This is a genomic window from Streptomyces sp. UF-297 (assembly GCF_058245575.1).
The window spans coordinates 110,488-130,398 of record NZ_JBSIBZ010000010.1 but is presented as its reverse complement, the minus strand read 5'-3'; the positions used below and the strand labels follow the sequence as shown (position 1 = coordinate 130,398).

Genomic DNA, 19,911 nt, shown 5'->3' with positions numbered 1-19,911 from the left:
CGCCCGACCAGCGCCGCGGGCCGGGCGCTCAAGGAGCGCTCGGCACCCGCTCAAGGGGCGCCGCGGGGACCGTGAGCAGCAGGACCGCCACATCGTCGTCCAGACGGTCGCCGGTGTAGCCCACGAGGTCCGCGCGCAGGCGACGCAGCAGGTCGTCGCCGTCGCGGGCGCCGGCGGCCAGAGCGGGCAGGCGGTCGGCCAGGGGGTAGAAGGTGCCGTCGGGGTCGCGGGCCTCGGTGACGCCGTCGGTGCACAGCAGCAGCCGGTCACCCGGGCGCAGCCGTACGGTCCAGGGAGCGGCGCTGTCGGCGCCCAGGGTGCCCAGGCCCAGCGGGAGGCCGGGGTCGGGGGCGTCCAGGGTGCGCGCCCGGCCGTCCGCGGTGATCAGCGTCGGGGAGACATGGCCGCGGGAGACCATCTCGACACGGCCGTCGGGGTGGAACCCGGCGAACAGGGCGGTGACGAACTCCTCGGGCTCCAGGCTCTCCAGCAGGCTGTCCTCGACCTCGGCCGCGACCGCGGACAGGTCGGGGCCGCGGCGGGCGGCCTCGCGGAAGGCGCCCAGCACGACAGCGCTGGTGTGCACCGCGCCGAGCCCCTTGCCCCGTACGTCACCGATCATCGCCCGGATCCCGTACGCGGTGTCCACGACCTTGTAGAGGTCGCCGCCGATCTGCGCCTCGCGGGCCGCGGCCTGGTAGAGCACCGCGGTCTTCAGGCCGCCCACGCTCGGGGGCATCGGGGGCAGCAGCGCGTGCTGCGCGGCCTCGGCCACCGAGGTCACCGCGGTCAGCCGGCGCTCGCGCTGCTCGCGCCTGCGGGAGATGTTCATGCTGACGCCGGTCACCGCGATCAGGGTGACGGTGTTGATCCAGACGTAGGCGTCGTAGTCCTCCACCGGCTCGCCGTGCGGCGCGTACAGCGGCAGGCGGGTGGCCAGGGCCAGCAGGCCCACCGCCAGGACGGCGCGCGGCGGGGCGAGGGCGGCGGCCAGCGGGGGACAGATGAGCAGCAGGGTGCCGAGGTAGACGGAGTGGCGGAAGAGCACATCGGCGATCTCGATGACCACGATGAGCGCGAGGGCGAGCCGGGTCAGCCGTACGCAGCGCAGCACGTCACGCCAGAAAGCCGTTCGCATGACAACCGATCTTGGCATGCGTACGCGCCGCGCGGCGTACGCATCTGCCGTCCTGTACGTCACAAAATGCCACTCTTGTGTGACCTCATGGCACATTGGGCGGAAACCGAATGTCCGCCGCCCGACCCTGCCCGCCCCCGCAGCCCGACCCGCCGCCCGTCCACGACCCGGCCAGCAAGCCGCCCCGGGAGTACCCACCGTGTTCAGTACCTACCTGCTGCCCGTGAAGACCGCCGTGTGGCTCTTCCCGTTCGTGGCCGCGCTCGTCCTCATCCCCGCCGCCATCGTCGGCTACCGCCGGCGCGGCCGGGCCGGCGGCTGGGCGGCCGTGGTCCTGTACTCCTTCGTCTTCTACCTGCTCGCGGCCCTGCTCCAGACCGTCGTGCCGCTGCCGCGCGACCCCGAGGCGTACTGCGCCACCCACACCTACGCCGCCACCCCGCAGCTGCGCCCCTTCGGCTTCGTCGGCGACATCGCCCGCGAGGCGCACGGCAGTTGGTCGCCCGGCGCGCTGCTGCGCAACCCCGCCGTGTGGACCAGCGCGCTCAACCTCGTCCTGCTGCTGCCCCTGGGCATCTATCTGCGCTACTACCTGCGCAGAGGCGCCGCGGTCAGCACCGCCGTCGCCTTCGGCGTCTCGCTGTTCTTCGAGACCACCCAGCTCACCGGCCTGTGGTTCGCCTACCCCTGCGCCTACCGGCTCTTCAACGTCGACGACCTGCTGCTGAACACCCTCGGCGCGCTGCTGGGCTGGCTGCTGGCCGGACCGCTGATGCGGCTGCTGCCCACCTTGGACCCGGCGCGCGAACGCGCCCGCTACGCCGCCCTGGTCACCTTCCCGCGGCGGGCACTGGCCTATCTCACCGACCTGGCCGGCTGGCTGATCACCTGGACCGTACTGACCGGACTGCTCACCCTGGTCACCAGCGCCGCCACCGCGGAGCGCCTCAGCTTCCCGCTGGGCACCGCGCTCGGCCTCGGATGGTTCTGGGTCCTGCCCGCGCTGACCGGCGCGACGCCCGGCAAGCGCGCCGTGCTGCTGCGGGTGCGCCATACGCGCGGCGGACGGGCCGGCGCCGGGCGCCTGGCCGTGCGCTTCGGAGTGCTGCACGCCCCGCTGTGGATCGCGTGGCTGGGCCTGTGGGCGGACAGCGAACGCCTCGAACTCCCCGGCCCGGCCCGCCTCGCCCTCCCGCTCGCCCTGATCGCCGCGGTGCTGGTGGCGTGGATCTGGTCCCCGCTCGCCGCGCTGCTGCGCACCGACCACCGCACGCCGTACGAACAGTGGTCCGGCACCGTCAACTCCGCGGGCATGCGGGACGCGGTGCCGTACGGACCGGGGTGAGCCGGCCCGTACGGCACCCGCGGCTCAGCCCGCCATCACCCGCTCCCCCGCGGGCACCCGCTCACCGCGCGGCTCGGCCACCCGCTCGCCGGCCGGGGCGTGCCGGTGCGCGGGGTCACGGACCTCGCCGACCAGCTTCTCCAGTACGTCCTCCAGCGTGACCAGGCCGAGCACCCGCCCGGAGGCGTCCGCGACCGCCGCCAGGTGGGAGGCGGCACGGCGCATCGCCGTCAGGGCGTCGTCCAGCGGGAGTTCGGCCCGCAGCGTGGTCATCGGGTGCCAGATGTGCTGGGGCACCGCCCGGTCCCACTCCTCCAGGTCCAGGACGTCCTTGACGTGCAGATAGCCCATGCACGCACCGCCGGGCGCGCACACCGGGAAGCGGGAGTAGCCGGTGCGTACCGTCAGCTCCTCCACCTGGCGCGGGGTGACCGACGGGCCGACGGTGACCAGCCCCGCCCGGTCCAGCAGGACGTCGGTGACCGGGCGGGTGCCCAGCTCCAGCGCGTCGGAGAGGCGCTCCTGCTCGGCCGGGCCCAGCAGCCCGGCCTGGCCCGCGTCCTCGACGAGATGGGTCAGCTGTTCGCTGGTGAAGACCGCCTCCACCTCGTCCTTGGGCTCGACGCGGAAGAGGCGCAGCACGCCTCTGGCGCAGGCGCCCAGCAGCGCGGTGACCGGACGGCACAGCCGGGCGAAGGCCACCAGCCCCGGGCTGAGCCACAGCGCGGTGCGTTCCGGCGCCGCCATCGCCAGGTTCTTCGGCAGCATCTCGCCGATGACCAGGTGCAGGAAGACCACCAGGGCCAGCGCGATGACATAGCCGAGCGGATGGATGAGCGCGGCGGGCAGGTGCACCGCGGCGAACACCGGCTCCAGCAGATGGGCGACGGTGGGCTCGGCGACCGCGCCCAGCGTCAACGAGCAGACCGTGATGCCGAATTGGGCCGCGGCCATCATCTGCGGGAGGTTCTCCAGGCCGTGCAGCACCTGGCGGGCGCGCTTGGAGCCCTCGGTGGCCAGCGGCTCGATCTGGCTGCGGCGCACCGAGACCAGGGCGAACTCCGCGCCGACGAAGAAACCGTTGGCCAGCACCAGCAGGACGGCGAACAGGAGCTGCAGCACGCTCATCGGGCCGCCACCCCCTCACCGGCACCGGCGCCCACCAGCCCGGTGCGTACGATCCGGACCCGCTCGGCGCGGTGGTGGGACACCAGCCGCACCCGCAGCCGCCAGCCGTCCAGTTCGGCGATGTCGCCGGGGGCCGGGATCCGGCCCAGGACGTGGGCGAGCAGCCCGGCCACGGTCTCGTACGGGCCCTCCGGCGCCTTCAGGCCGATCCGCCGCAGCACGTCCACCCGGCAGCCGCCGTCCGCGTCCCAGGCGGGGCGGCCCTCCTCCGGCAGGGCCTGGGCGAGTTCGGGCAGATCGATGTGGTCGTGCTCGTCGCGGACCTCGCCGACCAGCTCCTCGATGATGTCCTCCAGGGTGACCACCCCGGCCGTGCCGCCGTACTCGTCCACGACCACGGCTATGGGCTGCTCGCTGCGCAGCCGCTCCAGCAGCGGCTGCACCGGCAGCGTCTCGGGGACCAGCAGCGGGGCCTGCGCGATCTGCCCGGCCGGGGTGCGCAGCCGCTCGTGCGCGGGGACGGCGAGGGCGTCCTTGAGGTGGACCATGCCCACGACCTCGTCGATACGGGTGTGGTAGACGGGGAAGCGGGACAGGCCGGTGGCGCGGGTGAGGTTGAGGACGTCCTCGGCGGTCGCGCCCGCCTGCAGGGCGCTGACCCGCACCCGGGGCGTCATCACGTTCTCGGCCGTGAGATGCCCCAGCGACAGGGTCCGTACGAACAGGTCGGCGGTGTCCTGCTCGATGGCGCCGGCCTGCGCCGAGTGCCGGGCCAGCGAGACCAGTTCACCGGGGGTGCGCGCGGAGGCCAGCTCCTCGGTCGGCTCCACGCCCAGGCCCCGCACCAGGCGGTTGGCCACGGTGTTGAGCAGGGAGATGACGGGGCGGAAGAAGCGCGAGAAGGCGTGCTGGGGGCCCGCGACGAAGCGCGCGACCTGAAGGGGACGGGAGACCGCCCAGTTCTTGGGCACCAGTTCGCCGATGACCATCTGGACGGCGGAGGCCAGCAGCATGCCGATGACGACGGCGATGCCGGAGACCGCGCCGCGCGGCAGGCCGGTCGCGCCGAGCGGGCCGGAGAGCAGATGGGCCAGCGCGGGCTCGGCGAGCATGCCGACCACCAACGAGGTGATGGTGATGCCCAGTTGGGTGCCCGAGAGCTGGAAGGAGAGTTCGCGCAGCGCCAGGACCACGGTCCTGGCGCGCCGGTCGCCGTCGGCGGCGGCCCGTTCGGCCTCCGGCTTCTCGACGGTGACCAGGCCGAACTCGGCGGCCACGAAGAATCCGTTGGCGAGGATCAGGAGAAATGCCGCGGCGAGCAGCAGCAGGCTGACTGTCATGCCGCCCCCTCCGTCGTATGCGGGGGCTCCTTGGAGGGAGCACCGTCAGGGGCGGCGCAGGTACTACCGGACGATCCGTCCATTGCTGGAGGAAGTCACTCCTCAGGTCGCAGAGGCCCACACGCGGGGCAGGGCGCAGGGCGCGCCCCGGGTACCAGATTAATCAGCGGGTACCTGGCGGGGCAGGGTCACCGGCCCGTGGGATCGCCCGAGCCGTGGCTTTCGGTGAGCGCGCGCAGCGCGCGGGCGTCGCTGATCGCCTGCTGCTTGGCGATACCGGGCTGGATACCCATGGCGGGCAGGCTGGTGCCGTCGGCGAGGTCGAGGGAGACCCACGGGTCGCCGGGGCGCAGATTGACCCGCAGCACCTGCGCCCAGGCCAGCTTGCGCTTGGTGGTCAGATTGACGACCGTGACGCCCTCCTGGCTCGCCACCACCTTGGGGCGGCTGAGCAGCAGGAGGACGGCCAGCACCAGCAGCCCGGTGCACACGAAGCTGATCCGCTCGCCGCCGCTGAGCTTGGGCAGCGCGAACGCGATCGCCGTCAGCGCGGCGAGCTGGGCGGCGCCCACCGCGTACAGGACGGCCCGGGTGCGGGTCGGCCGGAAGGTGACCGGGAGGGTGGGCAGGGGTGCGGGCGCGGACACGTCGTCGACTCTCTTCGCGGGGTACCGGGATGCGTACGGGTCAGAGGCGGCAGGCGTGGATGCCGGTGGTCAGGATCGCGCGGGCGCCGAGCTCGTACAGCTCGTCCATGATGCGCTGGGCGTCCTTGGAGGGGACCATCGAGCGGACCGCGACCCAGCCCTCGTGGTGCAGCGGGGAGACGGTGGGCGACTCCAGGCCGGGGGTGAGGGCGACGGCCTTCTCCACGTGCTCGACGCGGATGTCGTAGTCCATCATCACGTAGCGGCGGGCCACCAGGACGCCCTGCATCCGGCGCAGGAACTGCTGCACCTTGGGGTCGTCGGCGGGCGCGCCGTGGCGGCGGATGACGACCGCCTCGGACTTCAGGATCGGCTCGCCGATGATCTCCAGACCGGCGTTGCGCAGGGTGGTGCCGGTCTCGACCACATCCGCGATGATCTGGGCGACGCCCAGCTCGATGGCGGTCTCCACGGCGCCGTCCAGGTGCACCACGTCGGCGTCCACCCCGTTGTCGGCGAGGTGCTTGGTGACCAGGCCGGAGAAGGAGGTGGCCACCGTCATGCCGCCGAACTCGGTTACGTCCTTGGCGGTGCCCGGGCGGGTGGCGTAGCGGAAGGTGGACCCGGCGAAGCCGAGCTGCATGATCTCCTCGGCCTGCGAGCCGGAGTCCAGCAGCAGGTCACGGCCGGTGATGCCGATGTCGAGCTTGCCGGAGCCGACGTAGACCGCGATGTCGCGCGGGCGCAGGAAGAAGAACTCGACCTCGTTCTCCGCGTCGACCAGGACCAGCTCCCTGCGGTCCTTGCGCTGGCGGTAGCCGGCCTCATGGAGCATCGCCGACGCAGGCTCGGACAGTGAACCCTTGTTGGGGACGGCGATGCGCAGCATGAGAGCGACTTCCTTTGGTACGAGGGGAGTTGAGGGAAAGCGGGGGGTTACGGGTCTACAGGTGGGCGTAGACGTCGTCGAGGGAGATTCCCTTGGCGACCATCATCACCTGAAGGTGGTACAGGAGCTGGGAGATCTCCTCGGCGGCGGCCTCGTCGGATTCGTACTCCGCGGCCATCCACACCTCGGCGGCCTCTTCGACGACCTTCTTGCCGATCGCATGGACGCCGGACTGGACCAGCTCGGCGGTGCGGGAGGTGGCGGGGTCGCCGGTGGCGGCCTTCTGCTGGAGCTCGGCGAAGAGCTCCTCGAACGTCTTCTTGGACATGGTGCTGCCTACCCTACGCGCTCCCCCGCCCCCGCTCAGCGCCAGGGTTCGGAGACCGTACGCAGCGTGGCCGCGGTGGCGACGGCGGCGGTGACCGCTTCGTGCCCCTTGTCCTCCACCGAGCCCACCAGGCCGGCGCGGTCCAGGGCCTGCTCCTCGGTGTCGCAGGTCAGCACGCCGAAGCCGATCGGTACGCCGGTGTCCACCGAGACCTGGGTCAGGCCCTGGGTGACGCCCTGGCACACGTACTCGAAGTGCGGGGTGCCGCCGCGGATGACGACGCCGAGGGCGACGACGGCGTCGTAGCCGCGGCCCGCGAGGACCTTGGCGACCACCGGCAGCTCGAAGCTGCCGGGGACCCGCAGCAGGGTCGGCTCGTCGATGCCCAGCTCCGACAGGGCCCGCAGGGCGCCGTCGACCAGGCCGTCCATCACCTTCTCGTGCCACTGGGCCGCGATGACGGCCACCCGCAGGTCGCCACAGTTCTTCACGGACAGTTCGGGTGCGCCCTTGCCGCTCACTTTTCTCCTCGTGTGTCGTCGTGCCGTGACTGGTGTGCCGTGCTGATGGGGGGTGCGCCGCGCGCGGCGGCGCCTTGCTACTGGTTGCCGCAGGCCGAGGCGCGCTCGCCGTCGAGCCAGGGCAGATCGTGCCCCATGCGGTCCCGCTTGGTGCGCAGGTAGCGCAGGTTGTGCTCGCCCGCCTGTACGGGCATCGGCTCGCGCCCGGTGACCTTGAGCCCGTGCCGGGTCAGCGCCGCGGTCTTCTCGGGGTTGTTGGTCATCAGCCGCAGGCTGCGTACGCCCAGGTCGGAGAGGATCTGCGCACCGGCGGCGTAGTCCCGGGCGTCGGCGGGCAGACCCAGCTCCAAGTTGGCGTCCAGGGTGTCGCGGCCGCGCTCCTGGAGCTCGTAGGCGCGCAGCTTGGACAGCAGGCCGATGCCGCGCCCCTCGTGGCCGCGCAGATAGACGACCACGCCGCGCCCGGCGGCGGTGACGCGCTCCATGGCGGCGTGCAGCTGGGGGCCGCAGTCGCAGCGCAGGGAGTGGAAGATGTCGCCGGTCAGGCACTCGGAGTGGACGCGCACCAGGAGGTCCTCGCCGTCGCCGATCTCGCCGTGGACCAGTGCGACGTGCTCCACGCCGTCCACCGTGGAGCGGTAGCCGTAGGCGGTGAACTCCCCGAAGGAGGTGGGCAGTTGCACCTCCGCCTCACGCCGTACGGTGGGCTCGGAGGTGCGGCGGTAGGCGATCAGGTCCTCGATGGAGATGATCGACAGGCCGTGCTTGCGGGCGAAGGGCACCAGCTCGGGCAGCCGCAGCATCGTGCCGTCCTCACCGGCGATCTCCACGATCGCGGCGGCGGGGCGCAGTCCGGCGAGCCGGGCCAGGTCCACGCCGGCCTCGGTGTGGCCGTTGCGTACGAGCACACCGCCGGGGCGGGCGCGCAGCGGGAAGATGTGGCCGGGGCGGACGAAGTCGGACGGGGCGGCCTCGCCGGAGGCGAGCAGCCGCAGGGTGGTGGCGCGGTCGGCGGCGGAGATACCGGTGCTCACGCCGTGGGCGGCGCTGGCGTCGACGGTGACGGTGAAGGCCGTGCGCATCGACTCGGTGTTGTGCTCGACCATCTGGGGGAGCTCCAGGCGGTCCAGCTCCTCGCCCTCCATGGGGGCGCAGATCAGACCGCGGCACTCGCTCATCATGAACGCGAGGATCTCGGGGGTGGCCTTCTCGGCGGCGATGACGAGGTCGCCCTCGTTCTCGCGGTTCTCGTCGTCGACGACCACGACGGGGCGGCCCGCGGCGATGTCGGTGATGGCGCGCTCGACGGGGTCCAGGGCGAGCGAGGGGCCGGAGAGGTCCTCGGCCGCTTCGGTGTCGTACCAGCTCTGCAGTGCGGTCATGCCGCTGCTCCTTCCAGGACGGGCTGCTGCTTGTTGGTGCGGGAGCGCAGCCACCAGTCGCGCATGCCCCACATGACGACCACGAAATAGACGACATAGACCAGGGCGGAGAAGGCCAGTCCGCTGGTGAGGGCGAGCGGTACGCCCACCACGTCCACCAGCAGCCAGGCGAACCAGAACTCCACCAGGCCGCGCGCCTGGGCGACCATCGCCGCCAGAGTGCCGACGAAGATGTACGCGTCCGGCCAGGGATTCCAGGACAGCTGCGGAAGGAGCGTGAACAGGCCGCCGACCGCGGCGGTGCCCAGGGCCGTACCGCCGATCAGGAACAGCCGCTCGCGCCAGGTGGCGAAGCGCACCGCGATCGAGCCGTCCTGGGCGCGCTGGGTGCCGCTGCGCCACTGGCGCCAGCCCCACACCGCCACGCCGATGACCAGCAGCTGCTTGCCGACGCCGCCGGACAGGTGGGCGGAGACGTACGCGGCGACGAGGATGAGGCCGGAGAGGAACTGGGCGGGCCAGGTCCATATGGAGCGCCGCCAGCCGAGTGCCAGGGCGATCAGACCCATGGTGTTGCCGACCATGTCGGACCAGATGACGCGCTGCCCGAAGAGGGCGAACGCCTCACCGTTGAGCCAGTTCAGGCTGTTCACCGCGCGGACTCCTTCGGGTCCGTCGCGCCGCCGGCCATCAGCCGCTCGACGTACTTGGCCAGCACGTCGACCTCCAGGTTGACCGGGTCCCCGGCCTTCTTGATGCCGAGGGTGGTCAGGTCGAGGGTGGTGGGGATGAGGCTGACGGTGAAGTAGTCGTCCCCGGCCTCCACGACCGTCAGGCTCACGCCGTCCACGGTGATGGAGCCCTTCTCGACCACGTAGCGGGCCAGCCGCGGCGGCAGCGCGATGCGCACGATCTCCCAGTGCTCGCCGGGGGTGCGCCCGGTGATGGTGCCGGTGCCGTCCACATGGCCCTGGACGAGGTGGCCGCCCAGGCGCCCGCCCAGCGCCATGGGGCGTTCGAGGTTGACGCGGGAGCCGGGCACCAGCGCGCCCAGGCTGGAGCGGGTCAGGGTCTCGGCCATGACGTCGGCGGTGAACTCGCCGTCGGCACTGTCCACGACGGTCAGGCACACGCCGTTGACGGCGATCGAGTCGCCGTGCTTGGCGTCTTCGGTGACAACAGGTCCGCGCAGCCGGAACCGGGAGGAGTCGCCGAGGTTCTCGACGGCGGCGACCTCACCCAGTTCTTCGACGATTCCGGTGAACACGTTCAGTTCTCCTCGTGGAGGTCGTGGAGTGCGGGGGTGGCGGTGATGCGCAGATCGGGACCGAGCCGGGCGGTGTCGGTCACTTCGAGGCGCAACGCCTGGGAGAGGGTGCTGATTCCGGCCTCGCCCAGGGCGGCGGGGCCGGCTCCCAGCAGGACGGGGGCGAGATAGCCGACGACCTTGTCGACGGTGCCCGCGGCGAGGAAGGACCCGGCCAGCGTGGGGCCGCCTTCCAGCAGCACGGACCGTACGCCGCGTTCGTACAGGGCCTGGAGCAGGGCGGGGATGTGCAGCCCGCGGCCCTCATCGGCGCGCGGCAGCCGGACGATGGGGGCGAGCCCTTCCAGGTGGGCGGCGTCCGCGTCCTCGGCGACCGCGATCAGGGTGGGCGCGGTGCCGTCCAGGACCCGGGCGCCGGGCTTGACGGCGCCGGCCGCGGAGTCGATCACGACCCGCAGCGGCTGGGTGACCTCGGCGTCGGTGACGCCCTGGACGCGGGCCCCCAGCTGCGGGTCGTCCGCGCGGGCGGTGCCGGAGCCGACGATCACGGCGTCGGCCTGGGCGCGCAGCCGGTGCACATCGGCGCGGGACTCGGGCGAGGAGATCCAGCGGCTGGTGCCGTCGGCGGCGGCGATCCTCCCGTCCAGCGTGGCGGCGTACTTCCACAGGACGAAGGGGCGCCCCCGCAGGACGGCGGTCAGCCAGGCCTCGTTCCCGGCGGCGGCCTCGTCGGCCAGCAGCCCGCCGACGACCTCGACGCCGGCCGCCGCCAGGGTGGCGGCGCCGCCGGTGGCGGTGGGGGTGGGGTCGGCGACGGCGTAGACGACACGGGCGACTCCGGCGTCGATCAGGGCCTGGGCACAGGGGCCGGTGCGACCGGTGTGGTTGCAGGGCTCCAGAGTGACCAGTGCGGTGCCGCCGCGGGCCCGCTCCCCCGCGGCCTCCAGGGCGTGGATCTCGGCGTGCGGGCCGCCGGCCCGCCGGTGCCAGCCCTCGCCCGCGGTGTGCCCCCGGGCATCGAGGATCACACAGCCGACGACGGGGTTGGGGCTGGTGTTGCCCAGGGCGCGGCCGGCCAGCTCGATGGCACGGCGCATCGCCGTGTGTTCTGCGAGGGCTGCTGCGGTGGCCACCGGGTCCTCCTGCCGCTTCGGGCACGGACTCCGGGGCTGTCGGGAAACGACAGAAGCGGGATGCGACAGCGGATACACCGGGGCCGGGATACGGGCCGCCGCCCGATCATGGCGATCGAGGACGGGCCGCCGACGGCGGTGGACCGCTGTTCACCCGCCGCGCACTGCCTCCCATCCGGACTTTAACCGTCGGTGCAGGAATTCCACCTGCTCAACCGGCCGCTGGCTGCGGACGGGTCGCGGACTGTAACCGCCGGTTCGGAATTTCACCGACCCCGGAGTGCGCTGCGTATCAATTCAGTACGGCTTCAGTCTGCCACGTCTGATCGTCACCCATGCGGGCAAGCCCTGTGGCCTGCCTCACAGCGGAGCGCGGGCCGCTCGCGCGCGCCGCCCCGGTACGCCGCCGGGCCACCGGGCGCAACTCCTGCCCGGCGACGGTTCCTTGAACTCCGTACGAACCTATTGACGCAATGGTCTAGTCCTTTTACTGTCTGCGCACCCCCACACAGCACGGCATCCCCGCTCACCCCCTCGAGCCACCTCCCAGGAGGAACCGATCGTGTTGTCCATGAGCAAGCCGCCGGGCCCCCGAAGATCACGCGCCCGGCGCACGGCCGTACTGGCCGCCACCGCCGCCACCGCCGGACTGCTGCTCGGCACGCTGCCCGCCGCCGCGGCCCCCGCCGCACCGCCCGCGCCCGAGAACGCCTCGTGCCGCCCGGACGGCCTGTATGCCACGCCCGGCGTGGACGTTCCCTACTGTTCGGTCTACGACGCCCAGGGCCGCGAGAAGATGGGCGCCGACCACCAGCGCCGGGTGATCGGCTACTTCACCGGCTGGCGCACCGGCAAGGACGGCCTGCCCTCCTATCTGGCCTCCGACATCCCGTGGGACAAGGTCACCCACCTCAACTACGCCTTCGGGCACATCGACGGCGCCAACAAGCTCTCGGTCGGCGCGGACGGCGAGAAGAACGCCGCGACCGGCATGACCTGGCCCGGCGTCGCGGGCGCCGAGATGGACCCGGCGCTCCCGTACAAGGGCCACTTCAACCTGCTGAACAAATTCAAGAAGCAGCACCCGGACGTCAAGACCCTGATCTCCGTGGGCGGTTGGGCCGAGACCGGCGGCTACTTCGGCGACGACGGCAAGCGCGTGGACTCCGGCGGCTTCTACTCCATGGCCACCAACGCCGACGGCTCGGTCAACCAGGCGGGCATCGACACCTTCGCCGACTCGGCCGTCTCCTTCATCAAGAAGTACGGCTTCAACGGCGTCGACATCGACTACGAGTACCCCACCACCATGAAGGACGCGGGCAACCCGCTGGACTGGCAGCGGGCCAACGGCCGCCGGGCGGGCCTGGTCAAGGGCTACGCGGCCCTGATGAAGACGCTGCGCGAGAAACTGGACCGGGCGGGCGCGGCCGACGGGAAGCACTATCTGCTCACCGTCGCGGCCCCCTCCTCGGGCTATCTGCTGCGCGGCATGGAGACCTTCCAGGTCCAGAAGTACCTGGACTACGTCAACATCATGAGCTACGACCTGCACGGCGCCTGGAACGAGCACGTGGGCCCCAACGCCTCGCTCTTCGACGACGGCAAGGACAGCGAGCTCGCGGCGGCGGGCGTCTACGGAAGCCAGCAGTACGGCGGCATCGGCTACCTGAACACCGACTGGGCCTACCACTACTTCCGCGGCTCGATGCCGGCCGGGCGGATCAACATCGGCCTGCCGTACTACACCCGCGGCTTCAAGAACGTCCAGGGCGGCACGGACGGCCTGTGGGGCAAGGCCCCGGCGAGCAGCTGCCCGGCGGGCGCGGGCCTGACCAAGTGCGGCGACGGCGCCGTCGGCATCGACAACCTGTGGCACGACAAGGACAGCGCGGGCAAGGAGTCCCCGGCGGGCTCGAACCCGATGTGGCACGCCAAGAACCTGGAGAAGGGCATCGTCGGCGACTACCTCTCCCAGTACGGCTTCGGCCCCGGCACCCAGCTGACCGGCACCTACGCCCGCAAGTACGACTCCACTCTGGTCGCGCCCTGGCTGTGGAACGCCCAGAAGAAGGTCTTCCTGTCCACCGAGGACGAGCAGTCTGTCAAGGCCAAGGCCGACTACGTGGTGGACCGGGGCATCGGCGGCACCATGATCTGGGAGCTGGCCGGGGACTACGGCTTCAACGCCGCCAAGGGCCAGTACGAGCCGGGCTCCACGCTGACCTCGCTGATGTACGACACGTTCAAGGCGGCCAAACCCTACGGCGCGACGGTCGCGAACAAGGAGCTGCCGAAGAAGGCCGTCCGTATCGGCGTGGAGTTCGGGGACTTCAAGCTCGGCGACTCCAACTACCCGATCACCCCCAAGGTGAAGATCACCAACAACACGAAGACGGCGCTGCCGGGCGGCACGGAGTTCCAGTTCGACTACGCCACCTCGGCCCCCGCGAACGCCTCCGACCAGTCCGGGTTCGGCACGAAGGTCATCGGCAGCGACCACACGGGCAGCAACGTCGGCGGCCTGAAGGGCGACTTCCACCGCGTCTCGCTCAAGCTCCCGGCGTGGCAGTCGCTGGCCCCCGGCGCGTCCGTGGACCTCTCCTTCAACTACTACCTGCCGGTCTCCACCCCGTCGAACTGGACGGTGAACATCTCCGGCACGGCCTACGCGCTCGCCGGCGACCTGGCGCGCGGCACGGAGCTCGTCGAACCCGGCACGGGACCGGGCCCCGGCCCCTCCCCCGACCCGACGACCCCCGGCACCTGCACCGCGCCCGCCTGGAACGCGGCCTCCGGCTACGGCTCCGGGACGACCGTGTCCCACACGTCGCACACCTGGAAGTCCAAGTGGTGGACCAAGGGCGAGGAGCCCGGCACCACGGGCCAGTGGGGCGTCTGGCAGGACCTGGGCACCTGCTGACCCGTCCCCTCGGGCCCAGGTGACCGACTACGGGCGGCGCTGTCACATCCGGACGGCGCCGCCCGTCCAAGGGTGCGGACGATGAACCCGACGCACAGGGGAACACAACTGCCATGACGACGATTCTGGTGACGGGCGGCACCGGCGATCTGGGCCGGGCCGTAGTGACCCGGCTGCTGGAGGCCGGGCACGAGGTACGGTCCCTCAGCCGCAGACCACGCACCGACCACCCACGGCCACGGCTGCGCTCGTACGCCGTCGACCTGCGCGAAGGCACCGGGCTGGCCGAAGCGGTCGAGGGCGTGGACACGATCGTGCACTGCGCCTCCTCGCCCTCAGGCGGGGACCAGGAGGCGGCCGGGCGCCTGATCGCGGCGGCCCGCGCCGCCGGGGTGGGGCACCTGGTCTACATCTCCATCGTCGGGGTGGACCGCATCCCGCTCGGCTACTACCGCGCCAAGCTCGACGTGGAACAGCTCCTGGAGGAATCCGGCCTGGGCTGGACCGTGCTGCGCACCACCCAGTTCCACGACCTCGTCCTGCGCCTGGTCAAGACCGGGGCCCGGTCCCCGGTGCTCCCGCTCCCGGCGGGCCTGCGCATCCAGCCGGTGGACGTCCGCGACGTCGCCGCCCGCCTCGCCGAGTTGGCAACCGCCGCTCCCGCGGGCCGCGTCCCCGACCTGGGCGGACCCCAGGTCTTCAGCGCCCGCGCCCTGGCCCGCGCCACCCTGCGCACCGGCGGCAAACGCCGCCTCCTCCTGCCCCTGCGCCTCCCCGGCCAAGCCTTCGCCGCGTTCCGCTCCGGCGGCAACCTCACCCCCGCCCACGCGGACGGACGCATCACGTACTTCGACTTCCTGGCGGAACGCAGCGGAGGACCGACTCCCTAGGCGCGTAAGCCCCTTAGGGGGCGCGGGGCCGCGTCGATATGCGGCTCCGCCGAGTGGGCGCGACCGGCCCGCACCGGCTTGCGGCTGCACGACCGTCGGCGCGGCGCCTACGGCGCGAACACCACATCCTGCGCCGCATCCATCGCCACCAGCACCGCACCACGCAGCACCGCCCGGCCGCCGACCGTACTGGCGCGGATCTCCGTACGCAGCGGCGAGATCCGCGCCAGCTGCCCGGCCACCAGGGCCGCGAGCCGCGGGCCTCCCGCCCGGCCGATCTCGCCGCCCAGGACGACACAGCCGGGGTCGAGTACGGCACTGACCGCCGCGGCGCCCACGGCGATACGCGCGGCCAGCGCGTCGAGAAAGCCCGCGTGGTCAGGGCCGCTCGCAGCGGCGGGGGCGTCGAGCCCCGCCACCGCCGCGCGGACCAGCGCCTCGGCGGGCGGCGCGTCCCCGTCGCCCTCCTCGGCGGAGGAGGCATCGGCCACGGGCCGGACGCCGAAGCGCCCGGCGAGTTCGACGACCGCCGCGGACCCCGCCAGGGAGTGGAAGCCGCCGTCGCAGCCGGTGGCGCTCGGCAGCCCGCCGGTGCCGGGCACCGGCAGAAAGCCGATCTCGCCGGTGCCGCCCGAGGCGCCACGGCGCAGTCTGCCGTCCAGGACGACGGCGGCGCCGGTGCCGTGTCCCAGCCACAGCAGGACGAAGGTGTCGCGGTCGCGGGCCGCGCCATCGCGCTGCTCGGCGACCGCGGCGAGGTTGACCTCGTTCTCCAACAGCACCGACGCGGCCAGGCGTTCGCTCAGTTCGGCGACCAGCGGGGCGTGCCAGGCGGCGACCCACGCGGAGTGGTCGAACCGCCCGGTGGCGGGGTCGACCAGGCCGGGGGCGCCGACCGCGACGGTGTGCGGCCGCTCGGCCCCCGCCTCGCCCAGGGCCTTGTCCAGGGCGGCGACCGCGAGCCCGACCGCCTCGCCGGGCGGGGTGCCGGGCGCCACCGGCACCGTCCCGGTGGCCAGCGTGGTGCCCAGCAGATCGGCGACCGCGACGCCCACGCTGTGCTCGCGGATGTCGAATCCGGCGAGGTGGGCGTGGTCCGCGACGATCCCGTACAGCCGGGCGTTGGGCCCGCGCCGCTGCGCGCCCGCCTCGCCGACGACCGAGAGCAGGCCCGCCGCCTGGAGGCGTTCGACCAGGTCGGCGACGGTCGGCCGGGACAGCCCGGTGAGGGTCTTGAGCTGACCGGCCGTCAGGGGACCTTCGGACTGCAGGAGCCGCAGGGCGAGGCGGTCGTTGATGGCCCGGGCCGTGCTCGGCGAGGCGGTGCGGCCGGCGGTGGGCACACGCGATTCATGCATGACCGCGATCCTTCCAGACGAAAAAGGCCTTATTAACAGGCAGGCTTCCTGATAGTTTATGCGCCATGGTCAACACCGGCGCGACGCAAGCGTCGCCTGCCTTCCCTCTGCCCCGACTACGCCGCGCCCGCTGGGCCGTGGCCGCGGTCTTCCTGGTACACGGCGCGGTGACCGGCAGCTTCGCCACCCGCATCCCCTGGATCCAGGACCACGCCTCCATCGGCGCCGGCCAGCTCGGCCTCGCCCTGGCCTTCCCCGCCATCGGCGCGTCCCTGGCCATGCCCCTCGCGGCCCGCGTCAGCCACCGCCTGGGTTCCCGGACCGCGCTGCGCGTCCTGCTCGCCCTGTGGACGCTGTCGCTGACCCTGCCCGCCCTCTCCCCCAACATCTACGTGCTGTGCCTGGCGCTGCTGGCGTACGGCGCGAGCGCGGGCATGTCGGATGTCGCGATGAACGCGCTGGGCGTGGAGACCGAGGAACGGCTCGGCAGATCGATCATGTCCGGGCTGCACGGCATGTGGAGCCTGGGCGTCCTGCTCGGCTCGGCGGCGGGCACGGTCGCGGCGCACGGCGCGCTGGACGCCCGTATCCATCTCGCCCTCGCCGCCGTCGCGTTGACCCTCTTCGGCACAGCGGCCTGCCAGGGCGTACTGGATCTGCGCAGCGCCCCCGAGGAGCACCCGCCGCCGCGCTTCGCGCTGCCCCCGAAGTCCGCGCTGGTCATCGGCGCGGTCGGCTTCTGCGCGGTCTTCGCCGAGGGCGCGAGCCTGGACTGGTCGGCGGTGTATCTGCGCGATGCGCTGGGCACCGACGCCGGCATAGCCGCGGCCTCGACCACCGCCTTCTCCTGCACGATGGCCGCCGCCCGGCTCGCCGGTGACCTGGTGGTCACCCGCTTCGGGCCGGTGCGCACCGTACGCATGGGCGGGCTGCTGGCGACGGTGGGCGGCGTGCTGGTCGTGGCGGCGAGCCACCCGGTCATGGCGATGGGCGGTTTCGCGCTGATCGGGCTGGGGGTCGCGGTCGTCGTCCCGCTGGCCTTCGCGGCGGCCGGGCGCAGCGGTCCAGCGCCGGGCCAGGCCATCGCGGGCGTCGCGACGATCACCTACACCTCGGGCCTGATCGCCCCCTCGGCCGTCGGCTCGATCGCCGAGGCGACCTCGCTGACGGTGTCGTTCGCGCTGGTCACGGCGCTGGCGTTCGGCCTGGTGCTGGGGGCGGGCGTGCTGCGCGCCAAGGGGCGCGGGGGCTCGGGCGAGCAGGGCCCGGCGACGTCGGCCGCCGGGAAGGCCGCGACGGCCCGCGCGGAGAACTGAGCCCGCCGCGGCGGCAAAAGAGCGGGGGCGCTTCGCACGGAAGCGCCCCCGCCGGTGTATCCGAGCCGGTGTCCGTACCCGCGCCGGGGTACGGACACCGGCGCCGCTCAGGCCTCCTCGGCCCCGGGCCGCAGCAGCCCGCCGGCTATGGCGCGGGCGCGGTCCGACCACGGGATGGGCCGGAAGGTCTGCGGGTCCACCCGCACCAGGACGCGGTGGCCCTGCGCGTGGGTGCGGGTGCCGTCGGCGGAGCACACGCGGAATCCGTAGGTCAGCCCCGTACGGCCCAGGCGCTCGATCCACAGGTGCGCGGCGTAGGAGCCCGGCGCCGTCACCGGCATCTCGTAGGAGACCCGCATCTCCTTGATGACGTTGAACATGTCGCCCGCCGCTGCCGGGTCGCCCTCGAAGCGGAAGCCGCGCCCCTGCCACAGGTCGGCCCAGGCGCGCTCGACCAGCAGCGGGTAGCGGGAGTTGTGGAGCATGCCGAGCGCGTCGAGGTCGTCGAAGTGGACGGTGACGGGGACCAGTTGGCCGTACGGGACGGGGGTGGCGGTCTGCACGGACTCGGCGGCTTCGACGCTCACGGGTGGTGCTCCTGATGCGAATGTTGCTGGTTGAACGGTACGGAGCCATCGTAAGCGGCTGCTTAGAATGCTTTCGCCGGTCATCGCGGCGATCATGGACAGCACAACCGTCCGCCGCCACCGTCTCCCCCACCCCGCCATCCCCCGCGCGCACACGAACGTGGCCGCGAAGAAGTGGAGCAGCCATGGGCCTCGGCCTCCGCTGGACCCTGCACGGCGACGGGCGCAATCCCGCGCCGGGCGCCGTCGTCAGACCGGACGAGCGGCTGTCGTGGCCGCGGACGGCGGGGCTGGGCGCCCAGCACGTGGTCGCGATGTTCGGGGCGAGTTTTGTTTCGCCGGTACTGATGGGTCTCGACCCGAACCTCGCCATCATGATGTCCGGTGTCGCCACCGCCATCTTCCTGCTGGCGACCCGCGGCCGGGTGCCCTCCTACCTGGGCTGCTCGCTCTCCTTCGTCGGCGTCGCGGCCGTCATCCGGGCGCAGGGCGGCTCCAGCGCCACCGTCACCGGCGCGGTCTTCGCCGTCGGCGCCGCGCTGTTCCTGGTGGGCCTGGCCGTACGGCACTTCGGCGCGCGGATCATCCACGCCGCGATGCCGCCGGTGGTCACCGGCGCCGTCGTCATGCTGATCGGCTTCAACCTGGCACCGGTCACGGCGAGCACGTACTGGCCGCAGGACCAGTGGGTGGCCCTGCTGACCATGCTCTTCACGGGCCTGGCCGTGGTGTGCCTGCGCGGCTTCTGGGCGCGCGTGGCCATCTTCCTCGGCCTGATCTTCGGCTACGCCATCTCCTGGATCTTCGACAGCGTCTTCGGGAAGATCCACTCGCTCAACGGCGCCGGCGCGATGACCGACCACTGGCGCCTGGACCTCTCCGGCGTCGGCAAGGCCGACTGGATCGGGCTGCCCTCCTTCCACGCGCCCAGCTTCCAGTGGTCCGCGATCCTGGTCGCGCTGCCCGTCGTGATCGCGCTGGTCGCCGAGAACGCCGGGCACGTCAAGGCGGTCGGCGAGATGACCGGCGACCGCCTCGACGACAAGCTGGGCACCGCGATCTCCGCGGACGGCGCCGCCTCGATGCTCTCCACCGCGGTCGGCGGCCCGCCCAACACCACCTACTCCGAGAACATCGGCGTCATGGCGGCCACCCGCGTCTACTCCACCGCCGCCTACTGGGCCGCCGCCGGCTTCGCCCTGCTGTTCGGCCTGTGCCCGAAGTTCGGGGCGGTCGTCGCCGCGATCCCCGGCGGCGTCCTGGGCGGTATCACCGTCATCCTGTACGGCATGATCGGCCTGCTCGGCGCCCAGATCTGGGTCCACAACAAGGTCGATCTGCGCAACCCGCTCAACCTCGTGCCGGTGGCCGCGGGCATCATCATCGGCATCGGCGGCGTCAGCCTGAAGGTCAGCGACAACTTCGAGCTGAACGGCATCGCGCTCGGCACGATCGTGGTCCTCTCCGGCTACCACGTCCTGCGCGCGCTGGCCCCCGCGCACCTCAAGGAGAGCGCCGAGCAGACGGAGCCGCTGCTGGACGAGGGCACCAGCTCCTACGACGACCAGCGGACGCAGGACAAGCCGGAGAAGTAGACCGCCGTACGGCCCGGCGCAGGCCGGACACCCTTACGGTGCGCCGGGATTACCCCGATCCGGTCAGATGTGCCCGAACCCCGCCTACGTTCCGTATCGAACTGTCACGCTGAGCACATGACGA

18 protein-coding genes and 1 riboswitch are annotated in these 19,911 nt (G+C 72.4%); of the genes, 5 read left to right on the top strand and 13 right to left on the bottom strand.

The window, feature by feature from the left end; genetic code table 11:
- Positions 1-28: 28 nt before the first annotated feature.
- Positions 29-1,138, bottom strand: coding sequence for a PP2C family protein-serine/threonine phosphatase (locus tag AC4IJH_RS09045; protein ID WP_490851037.1), 1,110 nt, complete (start codon positions 1,136-1,138; stop codon positions 29-31).
- 199 nt (positions 1,139-1,337) lie between these two features.
- Between AC4IJH_RS09045 and AC4IJH_RS09040 the strand changes: the two genes are divergently transcribed.
- Positions 1,338-2,483, top strand: a complete 1,146-nt coding sequence (locus AC4IJH_RS09040; RefSeq protein ID WP_490851036.1) for a VanZ family protein — start codon at positions 1,338-1,340, stop codon at positions 2,481-2,483.
- 24 nt (positions 2,484-2,507) lie between these two features.
- Here the strand turns inward: AC4IJH_RS09040 and AC4IJH_RS09035 are convergent, their stop codons facing one another.
- The 10 genes from AC4IJH_RS09035 to ribD all read right to left on the bottom strand — a co-directional run bounded on the left by AC4IJH_RS09035 (position 2,508) and on the right by ribD (position 11,082).
- Positions 2,508-3,611, bottom strand: a complete 1,104-nt coding sequence (locus AC4IJH_RS09035) for a hemolysin family protein (RefSeq protein ID WP_490851035.1) — start codon at positions 3,609-3,611, stop codon at positions 2,508-2,510.
- Positions 3,608-4,951 carry a hemolysin family protein gene (locus tag AC4IJH_RS09030; RefSeq protein WP_490851034.1) on the bottom strand — a complete coding sequence of 448 codons (1,344 nt, stop codon included), beginning with the start codon at positions 4,949-4,951 and terminating at the stop codon, positions 3,608-3,610. The genes AC4IJH_RS09035 and AC4IJH_RS09030 overlap by 4 nt, the downstream gene beginning before the upstream one ends.
- A 188-nt stretch (positions 4,952-5,139) precedes the next feature.
- Positions 5,140-5,598 carry a PH domain-containing protein gene (locus AC4IJH_RS09025; protein ID WP_490851033.1) on the bottom strand — a complete coding sequence of 153 codons (459 nt, stop codon included), beginning with the start codon at positions 5,596-5,598 and terminating at the stop codon, positions 5,140-5,142.
- A gap of 40 nt (positions 5,599-5,638) precedes the next feature.
- Positions 5,639-6,487, bottom strand: coding sequence for an ATP phosphoribosyltransferase (gene hisG, locus AC4IJH_RS09020; RefSeq protein WP_490851032.1), 849 nt, complete (start codon positions 6,485-6,487; stop codon positions 5,639-5,641).
- Positions 6,488-6,542: 55 nt separating this feature from the next.
- Complete coding sequence (locus AC4IJH_RS09015) at positions 6,543-6,815, bottom strand: phosphoribosyl-ATP diphosphatase (RefSeq protein ID WP_365848390.1); 273 nt, start codon at positions 6,813-6,815, stop codon at positions 6,543-6,545.
- Between the two features lie 35 nt (positions 6,816-6,850).
- Positions 6,851-7,336 carry a 6,7-dimethyl-8-ribityllumazine synthase gene (gene ribH, locus AC4IJH_RS09010; RefSeq protein WP_490851031.1) on the bottom strand — a complete coding sequence of 162 codons (486 nt, stop codon included), beginning with the start codon at positions 7,334-7,336 and terminating at the stop codon, positions 6,851-6,853.
- Between the two features lie 77 nt (positions 7,337-7,413).
- A complete protein-coding gene (locus AC4IJH_RS09005) occupies positions 7,414-8,718 on the bottom strand; it encodes a bifunctional 3,4-dihydroxy-2-butanone-4-phosphate synthase/GTP cyclohydrolase II (protein WP_490851030.1) in 1,305 nt (434 codons plus the stop codon).
- Complete coding sequence (locus tag AC4IJH_RS09000; protein ID WP_490851060.1) at positions 8,715-9,302, bottom strand: nicotinamide mononucleotide transporter family protein; 588 nt, start codon at positions 9,300-9,302, stop codon at positions 8,715-8,717. Before AC4IJH_RS09000 ends, AC4IJH_RS09005 begins: the two co-directional genes overlap by 4 nt.
- Positions 9,303-9,367: 65 nt before the next feature.
- The gene (locus AC4IJH_RS08995; protein WP_490851029.1) at positions 9,368-9,985 is read right to left on the bottom strand and encodes a riboflavin synthase; all 618 of its coding nucleotides are present in this window, start codon (positions 9,983-9,985) and stop codon (positions 9,368-9,370) included.
- 2 nt (positions 9,986-9,987) lie between these two features.
- Positions 9,988-11,082 carry a bifunctional diaminohydroxyphosphoribosylaminopyrimidine deaminase/5-amino-6-(5-phosphoribosylamino)uracil reductase RibD gene (gene ribD / locus AC4IJH_RS08990; RefSeq protein ID WP_490851059.1) on the bottom strand — a complete coding sequence of 365 codons (1,095 nt, stop codon included), beginning with the start codon at positions 11,080-11,082 and terminating at the stop codon, positions 9,988-9,990.
- A gap of 193 nt (positions 11,083-11,275) precedes the next feature.
- Positions 11,276-11,406, bottom strand: a riboswitch (FMN riboswitch).
- Positions 11,407-11,689: 283 nt separating this feature from the next.
- Between ribD and AC4IJH_RS08985 the strand changes: the two genes are divergently transcribed.
- Together AC4IJH_RS08985 and AC4IJH_RS08980 are read left to right on the top strand one after the other, a co-directional pair.
- Positions 11,690-14,041 carry a chitinase C-terminal domain-containing protein gene (locus tag AC4IJH_RS08985; protein WP_490851028.1) on the top strand — a complete coding sequence of 784 codons (2,352 nt, stop codon included), beginning with the start codon at positions 11,690-11,692 and terminating at the stop codon, positions 14,039-14,041.
- Positions 14,042-14,154: 113 nt separating this feature from the next.
- Positions 14,155-14,931 (top strand): SDR family oxidoreductase, encoded by a 777-nt coding sequence (locus AC4IJH_RS08980; RefSeq protein WP_490851027.1) that lies wholly within the window; start codon positions 14,155-14,157, stop codon positions 14,929-14,931.
- A 107-nt stretch (positions 14,932-15,038) separates the two neighbouring features.
- On the opposite strand, the gene AC4IJH_RS08975 is transcribed toward AC4IJH_RS08980, so the two are convergent.
- Positions 15,039-16,289, bottom strand: a complete 1,251-nt coding sequence (locus tag AC4IJH_RS08975; RefSeq protein WP_490851026.1) for an ROK family transcriptional regulator — start codon at positions 16,287-16,289, stop codon at positions 15,039-15,041.
- Positions 16,290-16,354: 65 nt separating this feature from the next.
- Here AC4IJH_RS08975 and AC4IJH_RS08970 point away from each other — a divergent pair, with 65 nt between their 5' ends.
- Complete coding sequence (locus tag AC4IJH_RS08970; protein WP_490851025.1) at positions 16,355-17,605, top strand: MFS transporter; 1,251 nt, start codon at positions 16,355-16,357, stop codon at positions 17,603-17,605.
- Positions 17,606-17,712: 107 nt separating this feature from the next.
- On the opposite strand, the gene AC4IJH_RS08965 is transcribed toward AC4IJH_RS08970, so the two are convergent.
- Positions 17,713-18,192, bottom strand: coding sequence for an acyl-CoA thioesterase (locus AC4IJH_RS08965; RefSeq protein WP_490851024.1), 480 nt, complete (start codon positions 18,190-18,192; stop codon positions 17,713-17,715).
- Positions 18,193-18,377: 185 nt separating this feature from the next.
- Here AC4IJH_RS08965 and AC4IJH_RS08960 point away from each other — a divergent pair, with 185 nt between their 5' ends.
- Positions 18,378-19,787, top strand: coding sequence for a uracil-xanthine permease family protein (locus tag AC4IJH_RS08960; RefSeq protein ID WP_490851023.1), 1,410 nt, complete (start codon positions 18,378-18,380; stop codon positions 19,785-19,787).
- The last annotated feature ends 124 nt before the right edge of the window (positions 19,788-19,911 follow it).